This window comes from Streptomyces resistomycificus (assembly GCF_001514265.1).
In the GTDB taxonomy this organism is placed as follows: Bacteria; Actinomycetota; Actinomycetes; order Streptomycetales; family Streptomycetaceae; genus Streptomyces; species Streptomyces resistomycificus.
The window spans coordinates 394,884-413,078 of record NZ_KQ948989.1 but is presented as its reverse complement, the minus strand read 5'-3'; the positions used below and the strand labels follow the sequence as shown (position 1 = coordinate 413,078).

Below are 18,195 nucleotides of genomic sequence, written 5' to 3'. Positions count from 1 at the left end.
GGGCGGGCCGTCCGGGCGGTGTCCGGGGCGCCGTCAGTGGGCCGTGCTCTCGATCGGCCGCTGGGCCGAGGCGGATGCCTGGCGCTCCCCCGTGGTCGGCGACAGCGCGACGAAGGCCGAGGTCAGGAAGAGGTAGGAGCCGAGGCCCACGGCGAGGGGGAAGATGAACTGCATAGCCGTGGCCCCGGGAAGGGGCGCGGCGGAGGGCGCGACACTCACACTGACCGCGAACATGCCGGTGTAGTGCATGCTGCTCACGGCCGCCCCCATGATGAGCGAGGCGAGGGTGACGGCGACGGGTGACTTGATGTTGAGGGCCGCCCACAGGGCCGCTGTCGCCGCGACGACGGCGATCAGCACGGAGAGTCCGACGAGTACCGGGTCGTAGGCGACGACGCCGTGCAGGCGCACCGCCGCCATGCCCAGGTAGTGCATGCTCGCGACACCGAGGCCGGTGGTGAGTCCGCCGAGGAAGAGCGCGCGCGTGCGGTCGCGGCTGTAGCCGACGGCGAAGACGCCGGCACAGACGACGATCATGGCGACGAGGAGGCTCACGATGGTGAGCGGCACGTCGTAGCGGATGTCGGTGCCCGTGACGCTGAAACCGAGCATGGCCACGAAGTGCATGGTCCAGATGCCGGTGCCGATCGCGGAGGCCGCGGTGATGAGCCAGTTGCGGCGAGAGCGTCCGGTGGCACCGAGCGCGCGGACGGTGCAGCGCAGCCCGAGTGCGGCGCCTATGCAGGCCATCACGTATGACAGCGCGGGGGTCAGCCACCCCAGGGCGGCGTGGTCCAGGTGTCCCATGGCTCAGGGACGCTAGTCGCGCCATGGGCGCACACAGGGGGCGCAGTTCGAAAGGTGTTGGAATATGACGCAGAGATGTACCTGAACGATCGCGTCACGCTCGAACGTGTGCGCTCGGACGTCATCCCGGTCGGTGAGGGATCATGCGAGGCATGAGCGACGACCACACAGACGTCCAGGAGTTCTTCGGCCCCCGTGCCGCCGACTGGGACGCCCGGTTTCCCGACGACGGCCCCGCCTATGCCGCCGCGGTCGCGGACCTCGGGCTGCGCGAGGGAGATCGCGTGCTCGACGCGGGCTGCGGCACCGGACGGGCCCTGACGCCGCTGCGCGCGGCCGTGGGGCCGTCAGGAGTGGTCGTCGGGGCCGATCTGACCCCGGACATGCTGCAGGCCGCCGTACGGGCGGGACGGGACCGGGACGGGCGATTGCTGCTCACCGACGTGACCGCGCTGCCGCTGCGGGCGGGGTCGCTCGACGCGGTGTTCGGCGCGGGGCTCATCTCCCACCTGCCTCACCCCGCCGAGAACCTGCGGGAGTTGGCGCGCGTGGTGCGCCCCGGCGGGACGCTGGCCCTCTTCCACCCGATCGGCAGGGCGGCGCTCGCCGCCCGCCAGGGCCGGCAGATCACCCCGGACGACCTGCGCGACGAGTCCCGCCTCGGTCCGCTGCTGGCCGGCTCCGGGTGGCGCATGACGTCGTACGTCGACCAGGACGACCGGTTCCTGGCCCTGGCGGTCCGCGAGAGCTGACCCGAGCCCTGGCCCCGGCACGCCGAGGGTCGACGAGAAGCCCTTGCCCTCGGCGCCGCGGGACTTCGTCAGCCCTGTCCGGCCACCGCCGCCACGAAGGCGTCGGGGTTGTCGAACATGATGTTGTGGCCGGCGCCGGGCACGGTCACCACCCGCACGCCGGAGGCCTCCAGGTCCTTCCTCCCGTCGAGTTCACCACTGAGTTCACCCTGCAGGTACACGCGGTCGACGGGCAGCTCTTCGAGAATCGTGCGCATGACGGGCTCCGACCCGCGTCGCAGTCCGACGGCGGTGCGGTGCAGGGCTCGCGGGTCGGCCAGCCTCATGGTCGCCGCCCACAGGGGACCGACCTGTTCCAGCACGCGCGCGTACTCGCCGTCGACGAACGCGTCTTCCTCGCAGGAGGCGATACCGCTGCTCCCGGCCGAGGGCGGCGGAAACGCGTCGAGATTGGCCTCGGTGAGGACCAGCCGGGAGACGAGGTCGGGCCGCCGCCTGGCGAGAACGAGGGCGACCGCGCCGCCCATGCTGTGCCCGACGAGCTCCGCGCCCACCACGTCGGCCGCGTCCAGGGCCGCCGCCAGGGCGTCGGCGTGCTCTTCCAGCGTGTATCCGAAGTCGCCGGGCCGGTCGCTGATGCCGTGTCCGGGCAGGTCCACGAACAGGCTGCGCCGTCCCGCGAGTTCGGGCCGGGCGGCGATGTGCCCGTGGTAGACGGCCGAGACCGACCCCAGTCCGTGCACGTAGACACGCGCGGGCTCCTCCCCCGGAGTCTCCGTCCACCGAATGCGGCTTCCCCGGCCGTCGAACTCGGTCTGCTTCATGGCCCCTCCCTATCTCGCTCTCTCGACACGATGAGAATACATCGCAACCGATGTATTGAGTAGACGAGGTATGCCGACTGGGATGTAGCCCTTGGGTACGGAAGAATGCGCGCATGCTGGAGCTCGCCATCCTCGGATTCCTCTACGACACCCCGCTGCACGGCTACGAGCTGCGCAAACGCATCACCGCCCTGACAGGGCACGTACGCCCGGTCGCCGAGAGCACGCTCTACCCCGCGATCAAGCGGCTGGAGAAGGCGAACCTGCTGGCCCGGACCACTGAGCCCGGCTCGGTGGCCGCTCCGCGTCATGTGCTGACGCTCACGGACGAGGGCAGGAGGGAGTTGCGTCGTCGGCTCGCCGAGCCGGTCCAGCGGGACATCACGGACGAGAACCGTTGGTTCACGGTGCTCGCCTTCCTCCGGCACCTCGACGACGCCGGCGCGCAGGCGGCCGTACTGCGGCGCCGGCTCGCCTTCCTGGAGGAACCCGCGAGCTTCTTCTACGAGGGGGACCGGCCGCTGCGCGCCGAGGAGCTGGACGATCCTTTCCGCCGCGGCATTCTGACCATCGCCCGGGCGACGTCCCGGGCCGAACTCAGCTGGCTGCGCGACACGATCGGCTCACTCCGCGCGGCCGACCTCTGACCGGTTGCCGTCGCCGATCGGGCAGCCGCGCACGCCGGGGACCGGACGGGTGCCCAGGTCCTCGACCCGGTAGCCGTTCGGATACCCCTTGATCTCCCAGTTCTGGCGCGCGAAGTGGGGTGCGCGCCGGGGCGGCAGCAGCCGCACGGCCCTGCCGCGCAGCCGGACCGCACGGCGGACGACCGCCCGGGTGACGGCGCTCGGGACCGGATACCGGAAGGCCTGCAGGAGCGGCTCGTCGAGCAGGGCGAGCGTCGCCGTGTGCAGGAGGGGCGCGAGCGGGCGCGGGTACCAGGAGGCCATCAGCGCGAGCGTGGCGTCCGAGACCTGCCGCGCCTGCGGGTCCCAGGCGAAGTGGGACTCTTCGTAGGCGTCGAGGCACGCCTCGAACTCCTCGTAGGTCTCCGGGACACCCTTGATGCCCATGTGCCGTCCGAGAGCGCGGTGGTGGACGGTGGAGGCGTCGATCTCGTGACGGGACAGCCGGCGCCAGCCGTAGGCGTCGATCCAGCGCTTGGGCATCACGACGAACGTGCAGAGCACGTACCGCATGTCGTCGTTGCTGATGTCGTAGCTTCGGTGCATCTGGTTGATACGGCGAATCGCCGTGAGCCCCTGTTCGCTGCCGAAGCCGTGCTCGACGACCGTGTCGAGGAGCAGTGACGTGTCGTCGTACCGCTTCTGCGTCCGGTCCGTGAGCTCCGCGGTCTCCGCCAGCAGTCGACCGATGCTCGGCACCGCGTACGTGCGGTAGAGGGCCAGCTCCAGCGCTCGGGTGAAGTCCCAGGGGAACTCGTACGCCACGGTGAGCCGGTAGATCTCCGTGGCCTCCTTCTCCGGGTCCATGGTCCGGATCCGTGCGAGTCGCTCGAAGCGCTTCAACGCGCCCGCCCCCTTCTGTCGCCAAGCCTTCAACTCTACGTTGAATAGCGCAAGATGAGCGATCGGTCATGGCAGCCACACAGGGGGAAGGTGGTCAGCATGTTGGGCAGGGTGCGCAAGTCGTGTGCCGGATTCTTCAACGCGTTGCGCGTCGACCGGGACACCGAACGGGACACGCGCTCACACAATCTCTTCGAGGCCGCCGCCGCGTATGTGTCGGCCTGCGCCGAGGACGACCAGGATCGGATCGACGAGGCCGCCGGCTGGGTGTCCCCGGAGGCGCTGTCGTTCGGGGTGAACGAGCTGGCCTGCCGGGCCGTCATCGCGCTCGCACGGGAGCGTGACGAGTCGCCCGGGACGGTGGCGAGGTCGCTTTTGGGGCTCCCGGCGGCCTGACGTCCGGGGTCGGGATGGTCGATTCGCCCCGTCCGGTCGGAAAGCTGCAGCTCCAGGTGTGCCGGGGAGTCGTGACAAGCGGCTTCCCGGCGCATTAGGGTGCGCGCGGTTGGACGAACCAATGGGGAGGCTGGGATGGCCGGGACGGACGAGGAAGCCGTCGCCGCCGCGGACGACGCGCTCTACGTGCTGACGGCGGTGCTGCTGACGCCGGCGAAGTTCCCGAGCGTGCTGGGCGACGACTATCCCGAGGCCTGCGCGGCGCTCGGCCTGGCTCCGCTGGCCGACGGGTACGGCCTGGTGCTCGGGCAGGACGGCGAGGGCGCCCGGTGGACGGTCGTCATCGACGACGTGTCGTTGGTCGCCGTCGCCATCGCGTCCTGGGACTGCGGCATGGAGTACGACCTCTCGCCCGACGAGCGCACGGTCGTCGCCGCCCTTCCCGGCTGGCCCCTCTTGGTCGCCGTCGCGGCACCCGGTGTCCCCGCACCGCACGATCCCGACCCCGAGGACGCGGACGGTCCCCCGCTGGCACCGCCGGACACCACGACCTGGGGGGCCGCCCAGCGTCGTCTGGGCGCCGACGAGATCGCGCTTCAGTGGGCGATCTGGCGCGAGCAGATCGACGACGCGGCCTTTCGTCGCCCGGGCGACGACGCCTCCGACGCCACGGACGAGGCCGGAGCGGACGGAGCCGCCGACGGCACGGCGGGGGCGGAGGAAGCGGAGGAGGGTGAGCGCGAGGGACACGTCGGCATCAGGCGGGTCCTCGCGGAGGCCCGCTCGTACGTGGACTCGCCACCGCCGCTGGGTCGGGTCCGGTCGTCCTTCGCTCCCGGGGACGCACGGACCCTGCGCGCCGACGGCCCCGGCTGGTCACTCGTGGCCAGGACCGACGACATCGCCTTCGTGCTGCTCGACGACGAACCCGGTGAGGTCCTGCCGGTGGGCCGGGGCCCGGAGCTGCCGGGTCTTCTGGAGGCACTCGACAAGATGGCCGTACGTCCCCTCTGAAGCCTCCGGCATCGCGTCGGCCCGCCTGCCTCCGTGGGCGACTCGCGGCTACCGCGCACGGACCGGGCCCAGGCGGAACGGGGCCCGAAGTGGACCCGCCCGCCGGAGGGGCGAGCGGTCGGTCCGCCGGGGCCGGGCCTGCCCCGGCGACGTCAGCGGCCGAGCTCCTTGCGCGTGGTGCGGCGCAGCCTGCGCCGCTGGGAGGGGTCCAGCGCGAGATACGCGGCCGCCGGGACTCCCAGGACTATCAGGAGCGCGGCCCACCAGGGCAGCCAGATCAACAGGATCAGTCCGACCGCCACACCTCCTGCGGCGATCTTCGCGTTCTTCGACATGTGCGTCGCCTCCTTCGCGGCCCGTGCCGCGTCTGTGTCCAGAAAAACGGCTCCGCGCCTCCCACGGTTCCGAACCGCGACCCTGAGACGCCCCTGAGACATCCCCGATGTCGCCCCTACTTCGCCCGCAGGGGCTCTCCCACCTCGTGCATGTGGCGCAGCGCCTGCCGGTAGGAGTCGACGAGCGTGGCCTCCGCATAGGGGATACCCAACTCCTCGCAGTGGGCGCGCACCAGGGGTTGGGCGAGCCGCAGATGAGGGCGCGGCATGCTGGGGAAGAGGTGGTGCTCGATCTGGTAGTTCAGGCCGCCGAGGAGCCAGTCGGTCACCGCGCCGCCACGGATGTTGCGCGAGGTGAGCACCTGCCGGCGCAGATGTCCCCAGGGTCGGCCGCTCGGATCCGGCATCTCCATGCCCTTGTGGTTGGGCGCGAAGGACATCCCCAGATGCAGGCCGAACAGAGCCTGGTGGAGAGCCGCGAACGCGAGGGCCTTGCCGGGCGACATGGCCGTGAGCAGCAGCGTCGCGTATCCCACGACATGACTCACCAGCAGCACGGCCTCCACGGACCGCTCCGCGGGCGACTGGCGGCGCAGGTCCCTGAATGCCTGGACTTTCAGGGCCACGCCTTCGAGGAGGGTGAGCGGGAAGAACAGCCACGCCTGGTTGCGGGTGAGCCAGCGCCTGAAACCCGTCCGGTCCACCGCCTGCCGGCCGGTGAAGACGAGCACGTCGGCGGCGACGTCGGGATCCTTGTCGACATGGTTGGGATTCGCGTGATGGCGGTTGTGCTTGCGGTTCCACCAGGAGTAGCTCATCCCCAGGAGCAGGTTGCCGTGGACGAGACCGAGGATGCGGGCGGCTGCCTTGTTGCCGGTGATCTGCGCGTGCCCGGCGTCGTGGCCTATGAAGGCCGTACGCGCCGAGAACACGGCGAGCAGGGGTGCGAGGAGAAGGACCCACCAGGAGTCACCGGTCAGGACGACGCCCGTGAGTACTCCCCCGAGAGCGAGGGCGTTGATGGCGATGGCCCGCGCGTACCACGCGTACCGGCCTCTCAGTAGGTTCTGACTCTTCACGATGCGCAGGAGGGGTGTGAACTCGCTGCCGCCCGATGAGGAACCCGGTGCTCCCCGAGCGCCGGCTTCGACGGTGGCTGCCTGGGACATGTCCGGACTCCGGCTCTCTCAGGAACGTGCTGACCTGAGAAAACGTACGGATCCGTGACGCCTGGCGACCATGAGGCAACCCCCCGTGTATCACCTGAGGCCAGCACCGCGCAGACAGGGGGGTTGATGACACCCCACATGGATATGGCGCACAGCACACTCACACTCACCATCAATCCCGCATGCACACTGTACAATGAGCGATCCATTCGGTAGTCAAATTTGAGGAATGCAGCATTTCTGCGCAGAGGATTCCCGCGGCACCATCGTCCGAGATCACCGAACTGACCCGCTGCTGTGCCGTGTTCGTGCCGGGTGACCCGGCTCGCACCGGCGGTGTCGCCTTCTGGCGGCCGGACGGCGGTCTTCTCCCTGCCGTGGAGGCGGGGTCCGTCGAGGAGCTGACCGTCGTTCTGCCCGGCCGCGACGGTGTGGAGCCGGTGAACGTGTCGGCGGTCCTGCTGCCGGTGCGCGCCGCGCTTCCGGTGCTCACGCGCGCGCGTACGTCCGAACGCGCGCACCGGGCGCCCGCGTTCTGGGGCGCGGCAGCCATGCTGGCCCTGCACCTCGCCGCCCGCGGCCTCCTGTTGCCCGGCCTCTCCGCGCGCGACCACGACGCGTGGCGCGCCGGCCCCCTGGGGGCAGAGGACGTCGAGCACCTGCGCCGACTCGCCGCCGCGATGCCGCCCGAGGCACACGCGTCGCCCCTGGACAGCGCCGAACACCTGTGCCTGCCCGAGCCCGAGCGGCTGCTGCGGGCCTTCCTGGACGCGGTCGCCGACACCCTGCCCCGCTCCCCCGCGGCCCACCTCGCGACCGGCGGGCCCGCCTATGCCGCGCCCGAACCGCAGCACCTTCCCGAGCAGCGTGCCTGGGCCGCCGACGTCGCCGCGGGCCACGACGCGGGCGTACGGCTCTCCCTGCGGATCGAGGTGCCCGGCCTGGGCGAAGCCCGGGACGACGCGGTACTGCCGTTCCATGCCGTACTGCAGGTGCACAGCGTCAGCGATCCGACGATCGTCGCGGACGCCGTCGAGGTGTGGACCGGTACGGGCACGGTGGGCGAGGCATTCGGCCCGCGCGCGCGGATGGACGCCCTGCTGGCGCTCCGCCGCGCGGCCCGGGCCTGGCCGCCGCTCGCACCGCTGCTCTCCGCATCCGTGCCGGACGGGCTCGAACTCGCCGACGAGGAGGTCACCGAGCTCGTCGCGGAAGGCGCGCGCAGCCTTCTGGGCGCCGGGGTCGAGGTGCACTGGCCCAAGGAGCTGGCCCGCAAGCTGACCGCCCGCGCGGTGGTCGGTCCGCCGGACGAGGCGACAGGGCCCGGAAGGGTCTTTGCGGACACTCCGTCGTTCCTGTCGGCCGACGCGCTGCTCGCGTTCGACTGGAGGTTCGCCCTGGGCGAGCAGCGGCTCACCCGTGAGGAGCTGGACCGGCTGGCGGAGGCCGGGCGACCCGTCGTGCGGCTGCGTGACCAGTGGGTTCTGGTCGACCCCGAGGAGGTACGCCGCGCCCGCGCCCAGCAGGACCGCAAGGTGACGCCCATCAAGGCTCTGAGTGCCGCTCTGACGGGCTCCACGGAGGTCGACGGCCGCCAGGTCGAGGTCCATACCACCGGGTGGCTGGCGGCGCTGCGGGAGCGGCTCGCGGACCCCGAGGCGCAGGAGCCGGTCGCTCAGCCCGCCGCGCTCACCGCCACCCTGCGGGACTATCAGCGACGGGGCCTGAGCTGGCTGGCCCGGACGACGTCCCTGGGCCTCGGCTGTTGTCTGGCCGACGACATGGGGCTCGGCAAGACCATCACGCTGATCGCGCTGCATCTGCACCGGCAGACGGACGCCGCGTCCGCCGGTCCCACGCTCGTGGTGTGCCCGACGTCCCTGATGGGCAACTGGCAGCGCGAGATCGAGAAGTTCGCGCCCGGCACGCCGGTGCGCCGCTTCCACGGAGCGCGCCGCGTCCTGGACGACCTGGCTGACGGCGAGTTCGTCCTCACGACCTACGGCACGATGCGCCTGGACGCGCGCCGGCTGGGCGAGGTGCCGTGGGGCATGGTCGTGGCGGACGAGGCCCAGCACGTGAAGAACCCGTACTCAGCGACCGCCCGGGAACTGCGCTCGATCGGCGCACGCGCACGCGTGGCGCTCACCGGCACCCCGGTGGAGAACAACCTGTCGGAACTGTGGGCGATCCTCGACTGGACCACTCCGGGCCTCCTGGGACGGCTCGGCACCTTCCGCACGCGGTACGCCCAGCCCGTCGAGGACCGTAAGGACCCGGCCGCCGCGGAGCGGCTCGCCCGGCTCGTACGACCCTTCCTGCTGCGCCGCCGCAAGTCGGATCCGGGGATCGCCCCGGAGTTGCCGCCGAAGACCGAGACCGACCGCGCCGTCACCCTCACCAGGGAGCAGGCGGGTCTGTACGAGGCGGTGGTGCGCGAGACGCTGGCGGAGATCTCCCGGGCCGACGACATGGTGCGGCGCGGCCTGATCGTGAAGCTGCTGACGGGCCTCAAGCAGATCTGCAACCACCCGGCGCAGTTCCTCAAGGAGGAGCGGCCGACGATCATCGGGCGCTCGGGGAAGCTGGAACTGCTGGACGAACTCCTCGACACCATCCTCGCGGAGGAGGCGAGCGTCCTGGTCTTCACGCAGTACGTGCAGATGGCCCGTCTCATCGAGCGGCACCTGGCCACCCGCGGCACGCCCACCCAGTTCCTGCACGGCGGGACGCCCGTCCACGAGCGGGAGGCCATGGTGCGACGTTTCCAGGACGGTGAGGTTCCCGTCTTCCTGCTGTCGCTGAAAGCGGCGGGCACGGGCCTGAACCTCACCCGGGCCGAGCACGTCGTGCACTACGACCGTTGGTGGAACCCCGCCGTGGAGGCGCAGGCGACCGACCGCGCCTACCGCATCGGCCAGACGCGGCCCGTGCAGGTGCACCGGCTGATCACCGAGGGGACCATCGAGGACCGTATCGCCGCCATGCTCAGCCGCAAGAAGGAGCTGGCCGACGTGGTGCTCAGCTCGGGCGAGGCGGCGCTCACCGAACTGACGGACGCCGAACTGGCGGACCTGGTCGAACTGCGAGGGGGCGCATGATGCACGACTACGACGGTGACACCGAGCGCACGTTCGCCACGCTGCCTCCCGTGCGCGGGAAGGGGTTCGCGCAGACGTGGTGGGGACGGGCCTGGCTGCAGGCCCTGGAGGACACGGCGCTGGACTCCGCGCAGGTGAAGACGGGCCGCAGACTCGCCCGCGCGGGGGCCGTGGGCGCGGTGTCGGTGCGCCCGGGGCGCATCACCGCGGTCGTCAAGGACCGCGACGGTACGGCGCATCGCGCGGACGTACTGCTGGCGGAGCTCACCGCCGAGCAGTGGGACCTCTTCCTCGACATGGCCGTCGAGCGCGCCGGGCACGTGGCGGCGCTGCTGGACCGCGACATGCCGCCGCACCTCGTGGAGGACGCGGAGGCGGCCGGCATCGAGCTGCTGCCGGGCATGGGCGAGCTGGAACCGGAGTGCGACTGCGAGGCGTGGGACCACTGCGGGCATACGGCAGCCCTGTGTCACCAGGTGGCCCGGCTGCTGGACCAGGACCCCTTCGTGCTGCTGCTGATGCGGGGACGCGCCGAACGCGCCCTGCTGGACGCCCTCCAGGAACGCAGTGCGGCGCCCGCCACCGAGGCCGCCGCACCGTCGGGCGTGGACGCCGCGGAGGCTTACGCGGCCGGTGACGTCCTTCCGCCCCTGCCCGCCCTGCCGGAACTCCCCGAGGAGCCCGGGGTGCCGCCGGCGCTGGACACCGAGGCACCGCCCGCGCCCGGCGTCGAACCGGCCGCCCTGGAGTTCCTGGCCGCCCGGACCGCCGTGGAGGCCCACCGCCTGCTCGCCGAGGCCCTGCGAGGCGGCCCGGAACCGCATGGTGGTGCTGCGTCACTGACGGTGGCTCAGGATGCCGTCCGCCTGGCTGCGGGCGATCCCGCGCCGGCCATCGAGGATCGGCTCGCCGAGGCGTCCGGACGTGGCCGGGAGCAACTGGCCCTGGCGGTCCGTGCCTGGCGGCACGGGGGCGCGGCCGCGCTCTCGGTATGTGAGGAGGAATGGGCGGTGGAGGGGGAAACGCTGGCACGCGCGCGTGCCGCCCTGGACTCGGCCTGGGAGGAGGACGAGCGACCGACGCTGCGGGAGCGGGCCAACCGGTGGACGGTGGTCGGCGCGAGCGGCCAGCTACGGCTGGGGCGGGACGGCCGCTGGTGGCCGTACCGGAGGGAGGGCGGCCACTGGGTGCCCGCCGGCGGGTCGGCGCAGGATCCCGCGACGGCGCTGGCTTCTGCGGAGCCCGTGCCCGACAAGGAAGCCCCCTGAAGCAGGCCTGCGACGATCAGGCCCCCGACGCCCGCGGGCCGGAGGAGTCAGGCGGTCCAAGGCGCGGCCTGAGGAGTCTGTGGCGTGCGGCGCCCTCATCTGGATCTGTCGGCTGTCGGCTGTCGGCTGTCGGCTGTCGGCGAGTCCTGCACCTAAGGAGGAGGGCCCGATGCCCCGCCCCCCCACGGGCCGGCGCCGCGCCGCCCACCGCGCGTTCGACGCGCAGGGCCGTCCGGTAGGCGGCGGGGTGGAGACCACCGGTGACGTACACAGGGCTCCCGCGCGGTGACTGAAACGCGGTGACTGAAACCACGTCGGACGCCCTGCGGCCGCCGCAGGGCGTCCGACGTCGGACTACGGCTCACGTCGGTCGACGGCTACGGCAGCGCTTCCTCCAGGGACGGGATCAGCGATTCGAGGTCGCTCGGCAAGCCGCTGGGCAGCTCGGTGGGCAACTGAGACGGCAGCTCGGTGGGGAACTGCGACGGCAGCTCGGTGGGCAGTTTGCTGGGCAGCTCGGTCGGAAGGCCGAAGGACGGCGAGGGTGAGCCACTCGTGCTCTTGCCGCTGCCGGGGGTCGACTTGTCGTCCGGCGAGTCCTCGCTCCCCGACGCCATGAGGACCACGGCCACCACGGCCACCGCGGCGACGATCACCACGAGCAGGACGAAGAGGGGGCTCCGGCGCCTCCCCGGCCCGCCGGACGGCCCGCCCGGTTCACCGGCCGGGCCCATCGGCTGCGTCGACGACCCGTCGCCGTACGCCCCGTCGTGGTATCTGCCTTCACCGGACGGCGAAGGCCCGTACTGTCCGCCGTCGTGCGACGGTGAAGGACCGTACGACGCGTTGCCGCCGTACGGGGTCGGCCCGGCACGGCCGAAGTCGTCGGGAGGTCGTCCGGAGTCATCGGGAGGCGGTCCGAATCCGTTGTCGGGAGGCGGCGGGTCACCCGGAGGCCCGGGTGGCGGAGGCGGTACGGGCGGCATGGCCATGCCGTCCAGAGTCACCTCGAAGCGGCCATGGCGCGACCCCCGCGCGGAAGTTGCTACGGCCCCATGCCTTGGAGCACATGATTCCGGAACATTCCGCACGGAGGCCGGTCGCGAGGCTGCCCACGCCGGTCGAGAACTCCGCTCAGGCCGGTCGAGCAGCTGCTCACGTCCGTCGCGAACCCCCTCAGGCCGCTCGGGAGACCCAGTGCCGAGGTCACGCGAAAGCCGAGCGCACGCGCGCGTGCCTTCAGCCGCGTGCCCCCAGCAGGTGGTCCATGGCCAGCTGGTCGAGTCGCTCGAAGGCCATCCCGCGCGCGGCGGCCGACTCCACGTCGAAGTCCTCGAACGCGGTGCGGTCCGCGAGGAGGGACTTCAGGCCGTCGGCCGCGGTGGGCTGGGCCAGCTCGTCCAGACGCGAGGCACGCAGGGCCTCCTGGACCTCCGGGTCGGCCCGGAACGCGGCGGCGCGCTCCTTGAGGATCAGGTAGTTGCGCATGCAGCCCGCTGCCGACGCCCACACGCCGTCGAGGTCCTCGGTCCTCGGCGGCTTGAAGTCGAAGTGGAGGGGGCCGTCGTAACCGGCGCTCTCCAGGAGATCGACCAGCCAGAAGGCGGAGCGCAGGTCGCCGGCGCCGAAGCGCAGGTCCTGGTCGTACTTGATGCCGGACTGGCCGTTGAGGTCGATGTGGAAGAGCTTGCCCGCCCACAGGGCCTGAGCGATGCCGTGCGGGAAGTTCAGGCCGGCCATCTGCTCGTGGCCCACCTCCGGGTTGACGCCGTACAGCTCGGGGCGCTCCAGGCGCTCGATGAACGCCAGCGCGTGGCCGACCGTGGGCAGCAGGATGTCGCCGCGCGGCTCGTTCGGCTTGGGCTCGATGGCGAAGCGCAGGTCGTAGCCCTGCTCGGTCACGTACTCGCCGAGGAGGTCGAAGGCCTCCTTCATGCGGTCCAGGGCGACGCGTACGTCCTTGGCGGCGCCGGACTCCGCACCCTCACGGCCGCCCCAGGCAACGTACGTCCGGGCGCCGAGCTCGGCGGCCAGGTCGATGTTGCGGATCGTCTTGCGCAGGGCGTAGCGGCGCACGTCGCGGTCGTTGGCGGTGAACGCGCCGTCCTTGAAGACCGGGTGCGTGAAGAGGTTGGTGGTGGCCATCGGCACCTTCATGCCGGTCGCGTCGAGGGCCTCACGGAAGCGCTTGATGTGCCCCTCGCGCGCACTGTCCGAGGCGCCGAAGGGGATCAGGTCGTCGTCGTGGAACGTCACGCCGTGGGCACCGAGCTCGGCCAGGCGCTGCACCGACTCGACCGGGTCCAGGGCACGCCGCGTGGCGTCGCCGAACGGGTCCCTTCCCTGCCAGCCGACGGTCCACAGTCCGAAGGTGAACCTGTCCTCGGGGGTGGGCTGGTAGTTCATGCCGCGGCTCCTTGTCGTGCGGAAACTATTTCGTCATGGCCGTTTACAAATTAGTATGCGAACGCATCTCTGGGAAGACAGACCCTGCAGAGCCGCGGAAAAAACTTAGGGAGAGCCCGATGTCAGCAGCCGAGGGTCCACTCGTCGTCGGCGTGGACACGTCCACGCAGTCCACGAAGGCGCTCGTCGTCGACGCGGCGACCGGGCAGGTCGTCGCGAGCGGCCAGGCCCCGCACACCGTGTCCTCCGGCGCGGGCCGCGAGAGCGACCCGCGCCAGTGGTGGGACGCCCTGTGTGAGGCTCTGCGCCAGTGCGGCGACGCGGCTCGTGAGGCGGCCGCGGTGTCGATCGGCGGGCAGCAGCACGGTCTCGTCACCCTGGACGCGCGGGGCGAGCCGGTGCGTCCGGCCCTGCTGTGGAACGACGTGCGCTCGGCTCCCCAGGCCCGCCGCCTGACCGAGGAACTGGGCGGGGCGAAGTTCTGGGCCGACCGCACCGGCTCCGTCCCGGCCGCCTCGTTCACGGTCACCAAGTGGGCGTGGCTGGCCGAGCACGAGCCGGAGGCCGTCCGGGCCACCAAGGCGGTACGCCTCCCCCACGACTACCTCACCGAGCGCCTCACCGGTCAGGGCACCACCGACCGCGGCGACGTCTCCGGGACGGGCTGGTGGGCGTCGGGAACGGAGTCGTACGACACGGAGATCCTCGCCCACGTCGGACTGGACCCCGCCCTGCTGCCCCGGGTGGTGCGGCCCGGCGAGGTGGCCGGCACCGTGCGCGACGGGCACGGCCTGCCCTTCGCCAAGGGCACCCTGGTGGCCCCCGGCACCGGTGACAACGCGGCCGCCGCGCTGGGCCTGGGGCTGCGCCCCGGTACACCGGTGATGAGCCTCGGCACGTCGGGCACGGTGTACGCCGTGTCGAAGCGGCGCCCCGCCGATCCGACCGGCACCGTGGCGGGCTTCGCCGACGCCCACGGCGACTGGCTGCCCCTGGCCTGCACCCTGAACTGCACCCTCGCCGTGGACCGGGTGGCGGCCCTGCTGGGACTGGACCGCGAGGCCGTCGAACCCTCCACCGGCGTCACCCTCCTCCCCTACCTGGACGGCGAACGCACCCCTGCCCTGCCGAACGCTTCCGGGTTGCTGCACGGGCTGCGTCACGACACGACCGGCGGCCAGCTCCTGCAGGCCGCTTACGACGGCGCCGTCCACTCGCTGCTCGGCGCGCTCGATCTGGTCCTCGACGAGGACGCGGACCGCTCGGCCCCGCTGCTGCTGATCGGCGGCGGTGCCCGGGGCACGGCCTGGCAGGAGACCGTACGGCGGCTGTCGGGGCGCCCCGTCCAGGTGCCCGAGGCCAGGGAACTGGTCGCGCTCGGCGCGGCGGCCCAGGCGGCCGGCCTGCTGACCGGCGAGGACCCGGCGGCGGTCGCCCGGCGCTGGAACACGGCCGCGGGCCCGGTGCTGGAGGCCGTGCAGCGGGACGAGGCGACGCTGGCCAGGATCGCCGGGGTACTCTCCGACGCGGCGCCGCTGCTGGATCGGGGGACGGAGATCCACTGACGGCACCCTTTCCGCCGACGGCACCCCCGGCACCGACCGGTGCCCGTCGGCCGACCCCGACGAAGGACGGACGGAGGCATGACCGCACCCCCGCACGAGGCCCGACCGGCCGGACCCGGCCGCGCGCTGCCCGACACCCAGCAGGGCATGCGCCGCCGCAACCTCTCCCGGGTGATGCACACCGTCAGCTCCGAGGGACCACTGTCCCGTGCCGCCGTCGCCTCCCGCATCGGCCTGACCCGTGCCGCGGTGTCGACCCTGGTCGACGAACTCATACGCTCGGGACTGCTGGAGGAACTGGGTCCCGAGCGGCCCGGCCGGGTGGGCCGACCGGGGTCGGCACTCGCCGTCAGCGGGCACGGCCCCGCCGGGATCGGCGCCGAGATCGGCGTGGACCACCTCGCGGTCTGCGCGGTCGACCTGCGCGGGGAGGTCAGGGCCAAGGCCGTCCGGTACGGCACGAACCGCGGCCGTTCCCCACAACCGGCGGTCGGCGAACTCGCCGCACTGGTACGCCGGGTCGTCGACGAGGCGGAGGCCGAGGGCCTGTGGGCCGCGGGACTCGCGGTCGCCGTGCCCGGACTGGTGGCACGCGACGCGCGTACCGTCGTCCGCGCCCCGAACCTCGACTGGCACGACACGGATCTCGGTGCCCTGCTGCCCACCGACTTCCCGCTGGCCGTGGGCAATGAGGCCAACTTCGGTGCGCTGGCCGAACTCTGGCTGGGCGAGGGCACCCCGCGCGACTTCCTGCATGTCTCGGCGGAGATCGGCATCGGCGCGGCGGTCGTGGTGGACGGGAGGCTGCTGCACGGAACACGTGGCTTCGCGGGCGAGCTCGGACACGTCCCCGTGCGGCCGGACGGGCCGGACTGCGCGTGTGGCGGGCGCGGGTGTCTCGAGCAGTACGCCGGCGAGGAGGCGGTGCTGCGGGCGGCCGGTCTGGAGCCGGGCGAGGATCGCGTCGGGTTGCTCGCGGGGCGCGCCGCCGACGGCGACGAGGACGTACGGCGGGCGCTGCGCGAGGCGGGAGAGGCCCTCGGGATAGCGCTGACCGGTGCGGTGAACCTGCTGGACCCGGAGGGGGTCGTGCTGGGCGGCGCGCTGGCCGGGCTCGCGCCGTGGCTGCTGCCGTCCCTCAGCGAGGAGCTGGCCCGGCGTACGGCGGGGCCGGCGTGTCCTGTCTCGGTGTCCCGGTTGGGTCCCGAGGGGCCGTTGCTCGGAGCCGCCCACTCGGTGGTGCGGGCCGTCCTCGACGACCCGGCGGGCGTGGCCGAACGGGCCTGATCGCGGGCCGACTTCACCCTCCCGGGTGAGCAAGTTGTCCACAGTCGGGCCGTCGTCCACCGAAGCGCGGAGCGCCACTCCGCCCCACCAGTCGGCGCCGTACCGTGATTCCTGGGCGCGCCACCTGGGACTGATCAGCCTCGCCTGGCCGGGTCCGGATCGCACCGTCGGGGTCAGGGCGGTCGAAACTGTTGTCCGGGCGCGCACCCGGAGTAACGATGTCCGCAAGCCCATCGCCTTTCGGGGAGGCTGAGTTGACCGATCCATGGGTGGCCCTGGAACCGGGGGCCGACCCTGCCGAGCACGTACGGATGCTGCGTCGGGCGCACGAGACGTTCACCGAGGTGGGCACGGTGCCGCGGCCGGTCCGCCCGGTGGTGGCCGACTCGTGGCGGCGCTCCGCGCGGGCCGGCGTCGGCCCCGACGGGACCGCGGACGTCGAGCTCATGGACGGTGACCTCGGGTCCTACCGTGCCGAGCACCCGCTGGCGCGGGTGATGCCGCTGTTCCGTGAGCTGCTGGGCACGTTCGCCGCCGACGGCGAGCACCTGCTCGCGGTGTGCGACGCGCACGGCAGGCTGCTGTGGGTGGAGGGGCATCCGGCCACGCGTGCGCGGGCGGGGCGGATGAACTTCGTGCCGGGGGCGCGGTGGGCGGAGACCGCCGTGGGGACGAACGCACCGGGCACCGCGGTCGCGGTCGACCGGCCGGTGCAGGTGTTCGCGGCCGAGCACTTCATACGGCGGGTGCAGCCCTGGACGTGCGCGGCAGCGCCGGTGCACGACCCGCGCTCCGGGCGGGTGCTCGGTGCCGTGGACATCACGGGTGGGGACGGGCTCGCGCATCCGCACAGTCTGGGGTTCGTGCAGGCCGTCGCGCGGGCCGCCGAGTCCCAGCTGGCGCTGCTCAGCCCCGAGCAGCCCGCCACCGGCGCGGCCGAACTGACCGCGCTGGGCCGGGACGAGGCGCGGCTGCTGTCCGGCGGACACAGGATCAGGCTCAGCCGCAGACACAGCGAGATCCTCGTGCTGCTGGCCCGCCATCCGGAAGGGCTGACCGGCGACGAGTTGCTGTGTGCGCTGTACGAGGACGAGTCGGTGACGCCGGTGACGCTGCGCGCGGAGCTGGCCCGGTTGCGCCGGGTGCTCGGTCCGGGTCTGCTGGCGTCGCGGCCGTACCGGCTCACCGTTCCGGTCGACTCCGATGTAGCCGTGGTGGAGCGGCGGTTGGAGTCGGGCGCGGTCATGGCGGCCGCCACCGCGTACGCCGGGCCCCTGCTGCCCGGCTCGCAGGCCCCCTCGGTGGTCCGGCTCAGACGCCGCCTGGCCGACGGACTGCGTACGGCGCTGATCGCGCGGCGCGACCCCGACCTGCTGGCGGACTGGGTGCACACTCCCTGGGGCGAGGACGACGTCGACGTGTGGCGGGCGCTGGCGGCGACGCGTCCGACGGCGACGATCCGGGCTCGCCTGCTCGCGCTTGAGTCGGAGCTGGCGGCACCTCTCGCCTGGTCGCGTCGGCCGGGACGCTGACCGTCGGCGTCTTCAGCGCTGCGACCGGGGGTCTTCGAGGCGGCGAGGGAAGGTCGTTCGCAGCGGAGAAGAGGCTTTCACGACGACGACCGAGGGCTTCGTAGCCGCGACCGGCCGTCCGTCACGTCCGCGACCGACGCCCGCGACGCCCCCCGATTCCCAGGTCTCGTTCGCGCAACGTAGGTGCAACCTCCCGCTCCCTAGCCTCGC

The 18,195-nt window shown here is 72.4% G+C and carries 16 protein-coding genes; 9 read left to right on the top strand and 7 right to left on the bottom strand.

The features are described from left to right. Positions 1-33 precede the first annotated feature (33 nt). On the bottom strand, positions 34-807 hold the full coding sequence (locus AQJ84_RS07015; RefSeq protein WP_053191635.1) for an MHYT domain-containing protein: 774 nt from the start codon (positions 805-807) through the stop codon (positions 34-36). Positions 808-959: 152 nt separating this feature from the next. On the opposite strand from AQJ84_RS07015, the gene AQJ84_RS07010 reads away from it, so the two are divergent. Next, the gene (locus AQJ84_RS07010) at positions 960-1,559 is read left to right on the top strand and encodes a class I SAM-dependent methyltransferase (protein ID WP_030037684.1); all 600 of its coding nucleotides are present in this window, start codon (positions 960-962) and stop codon (positions 1,557-1,559) included. 68 nt (positions 1,560-1,627) lie between these two features. Here AQJ84_RS07010 and AQJ84_RS07005 read toward each other — a convergent pair whose 3' ends face one another. Next, positions 1,628-2,383 carry an alpha/beta fold hydrolase gene (locus AQJ84_RS07005; RefSeq protein ID WP_030037685.1) on the bottom strand — a complete coding sequence of 252 codons (756 nt, stop codon included), beginning with the start codon at positions 2,381-2,383 and terminating at the stop codon, positions 1,628-1,630. A gap of 113 nt (positions 2,384-2,496) precedes the next feature. On the opposite strand from AQJ84_RS07005, the gene AQJ84_RS07000 reads away from it, so the two are divergent. Next, positions 2,497-3,030 carry a PadR family transcriptional regulator gene (locus AQJ84_RS07000; RefSeq protein WP_053191633.1) on the top strand — a complete coding sequence of 178 codons (534 nt, stop codon included), beginning with the start codon at positions 2,497-2,499 and terminating at the stop codon, positions 3,028-3,030. Here the strand turns inward: AQJ84_RS07000 and AQJ84_RS06995 are convergent. Beyond that, on the bottom strand, positions 3,007-3,912 hold the full coding sequence (locus AQJ84_RS06995; RefSeq protein WP_030037688.1) for an oxygenase MpaB family protein: 906 nt from the start codon (positions 3,910-3,912) through the stop codon (positions 3,007-3,009). The genes AQJ84_RS07000 and AQJ84_RS06995 overlap by 24 nt on opposite strands. A gap of 99 nt (positions 3,913-4,011) precedes the next feature. On the opposite strand from AQJ84_RS06995, the gene AQJ84_RS06990 reads away from it, so the two are divergent. Continuing rightward, a complete protein-coding gene (locus tag AQJ84_RS06990) occupies positions 4,012-4,308 on the top strand; it encodes a hypothetical protein (RefSeq protein ID WP_030037689.1) in 297 nt (98 codons plus the stop codon). A gap of 135 nt (positions 4,309-4,443) precedes the next feature. After that, positions 4,444-5,322 carry a hypothetical protein gene (locus tag AQJ84_RS06985; protein ID WP_053191631.1) on the top strand — a complete coding sequence of 293 codons (879 nt, stop codon included), beginning with the start codon at positions 4,444-4,446 and terminating at the stop codon, positions 5,320-5,322. 152 nt (positions 5,323-5,474) lie between these two features. Here the strand turns inward: AQJ84_RS06985 and AQJ84_RS06980 are convergent, their stop codons facing one another. After that, on the bottom strand, positions 5,475-5,657 hold the full coding sequence (locus AQJ84_RS06980) for a hypothetical protein (protein ID WP_030037692.1): 183 nt from the start codon (positions 5,655-5,657) through the stop codon (positions 5,475-5,477). Positions 5,658-5,773: 116 nt separating this feature from the next. Next, positions 5,774-6,826, bottom strand: a complete 1,053-nt coding sequence (locus AQJ84_RS06975) for an acyl-CoA desaturase (protein WP_030037693.1) — start codon at positions 6,824-6,826, stop codon at positions 5,774-5,776. 251 nt (positions 6,827-7,077) lie between these two features. Between AQJ84_RS06975 and AQJ84_RS06970 the strand changes: the two genes are divergently transcribed. Then, positions 7,078-9,927 (top strand): DEAD/DEAH box helicase, encoded by a 2,850-nt coding sequence (locus AQJ84_RS06970; protein WP_063785372.1) that lies wholly within the window; start codon positions 7,078-7,080, stop codon positions 9,925-9,927. Continuing rightward, positions 9,927-11,195, top strand: coding sequence for an SWF or SNF family helicase (locus AQJ84_RS06965; RefSeq protein ID WP_053191673.1), 1,269 nt, complete (start codon positions 9,927-9,929; stop codon positions 11,193-11,195). Before AQJ84_RS06970 ends, AQJ84_RS06965 begins: the two co-directional genes overlap by 1 nt. A gap of 377 nt (positions 11,196-11,572) precedes the next feature. Here AQJ84_RS06965 and AQJ84_RS06960 read toward each other — a convergent pair whose 3' ends face one another. Both AQJ84_RS06960 and xylA read right to left on the bottom strand, forming a co-directional pair. Further along, entirely contained in the window at positions 11,573-11,854 is a 282-nt protein-coding gene (locus AQJ84_RS06960; RefSeq protein ID WP_225877083.1) for a hypothetical protein, read from the bottom strand. A 580-nt stretch (positions 11,855-12,434) separates the two neighbouring features. After that, entirely contained in the window at positions 12,435-13,601 is a 1,167-nt protein-coding gene (gene xylA / locus AQJ84_RS06955) for a xylose isomerase (protein ID WP_030037700.1), read from the bottom strand. 119 nt (positions 13,602-13,720) lie between these two features. Between xylA and xylB the strand changes: the two genes are divergently transcribed. The 3 genes from xylB (at position 13,721) to AQJ84_RS06940 (ending at position 17,985) form a co-directional block, all read left to right on the top strand. Continuing rightward, on the top strand, positions 13,721-15,166 hold the full coding sequence (gene xylB / locus AQJ84_RS06950) for a xylulokinase (RefSeq protein ID WP_030037701.1): 1,446 nt from the start codon (positions 13,721-13,723) through the stop codon (positions 15,164-15,166). Positions 15,167-15,244: 78 nt separating this feature from the next. After that, positions 15,245-16,453, top strand: a complete 1,209-nt coding sequence (locus AQJ84_RS06945) for an ROK family transcriptional regulator (RefSeq protein ID WP_030037702.1) — start codon at positions 15,245-15,247, stop codon at positions 16,451-16,453. Between the two features lie 254 nt (positions 16,454-16,707). Beyond that, positions 16,708-17,985 (top strand): GAF domain-containing protein, encoded by a 1,278-nt coding sequence (locus AQJ84_RS06940; protein ID WP_030037703.1) that lies wholly within the window; start codon positions 16,708-16,710, stop codon positions 17,983-17,985. Positions 17,986-18,195: the final 210 nt, after the last annotated feature.

What these genes read in the sequence shown, in the direction of transcription:
- AQJ84_RS06945 (WP_030037702.1), top strand. Translation starts at nt 15,245, where the DNA reads ATGACCGCACCCCCGCACGAGGCCCGACCGGCCGGACCCGGCCGCGCG.
- AQJ84_RS06990 (WP_030037689.1), top strand. Translation starts at nt 4,012, where the DNA reads ATGTTGGGCAGGGTGCGCAAGTCGTGTGCCGGATTCTTCAACGCGTTG.
- AQJ84_RS07010 (WP_030037684.1), top strand. Translation starts at nt 960, where the DNA reads ATGAGCGACGACCACACAGACGTCCAGGAGTTCTTCGGCCCCCGTGCC.
- AQJ84_RS07015 (WP_053191635.1), bottom strand. Translation starts at nt 807, where the DNA reads ATGGGACACCTGGACCACGCCGCCCTGGGGTGGCTGACCCCCGCGCTG.
- AQJ84_RS07000 (WP_053191633.1), top strand. Translation starts at nt 2,497, where the DNA reads ATGCTGGAGCTCGCCATCCTCGGATTCCTCTACGACACCCCGCTGCAC.
- AQJ84_RS06975 (WP_030037693.1), bottom strand. Translation starts at nt 6,826, where the DNA reads ATGTCCCAGGCAGCCACCGTCGAAGCCGGCGCTCGGGGAGCACCGGGT.
- xylA (WP_030037700.1), bottom strand. Translation starts at nt 13,601, where the DNA reads ATGAACTACCAGCCCACCCCCGAGGACAGGTTCACCTTCGGACTGTGG.
- AQJ84_RS06980 (WP_030037692.1), bottom strand. Translation starts at nt 5,657, where the DNA reads ATGTCGAAGAACGCGAAGATCGCCGCAGGAGGTGTGGCGGTCGGACTG.
- AQJ84_RS07005 (WP_030037685.1), bottom strand. Translation starts at nt 2,383, where the DNA reads ATGAAGCAGACCGAGTTCGACGGCCGGGGAAGCCGCATTCGGTGGACG.
- AQJ84_RS06985 (WP_053191631.1), top strand. Translation starts at nt 4,444, where the DNA reads ATGGCCGGGACGGACGAGGAAGCCGTCGCCGCCGCGGACGACGCGCTC.
- xylB (WP_030037701.1), top strand. Translation starts at nt 13,721, where the DNA reads ATGTCAGCAGCCGAGGGTCCACTCGTCGTCGGCGTGGACACGTCCACG.
- AQJ84_RS06965 (WP_053191673.1), top strand. Translation starts at nt 9,927, where the DNA reads ATGCACGACTACGACGGTGACACCGAGCGCACGTTCGCCACGCTGCCT.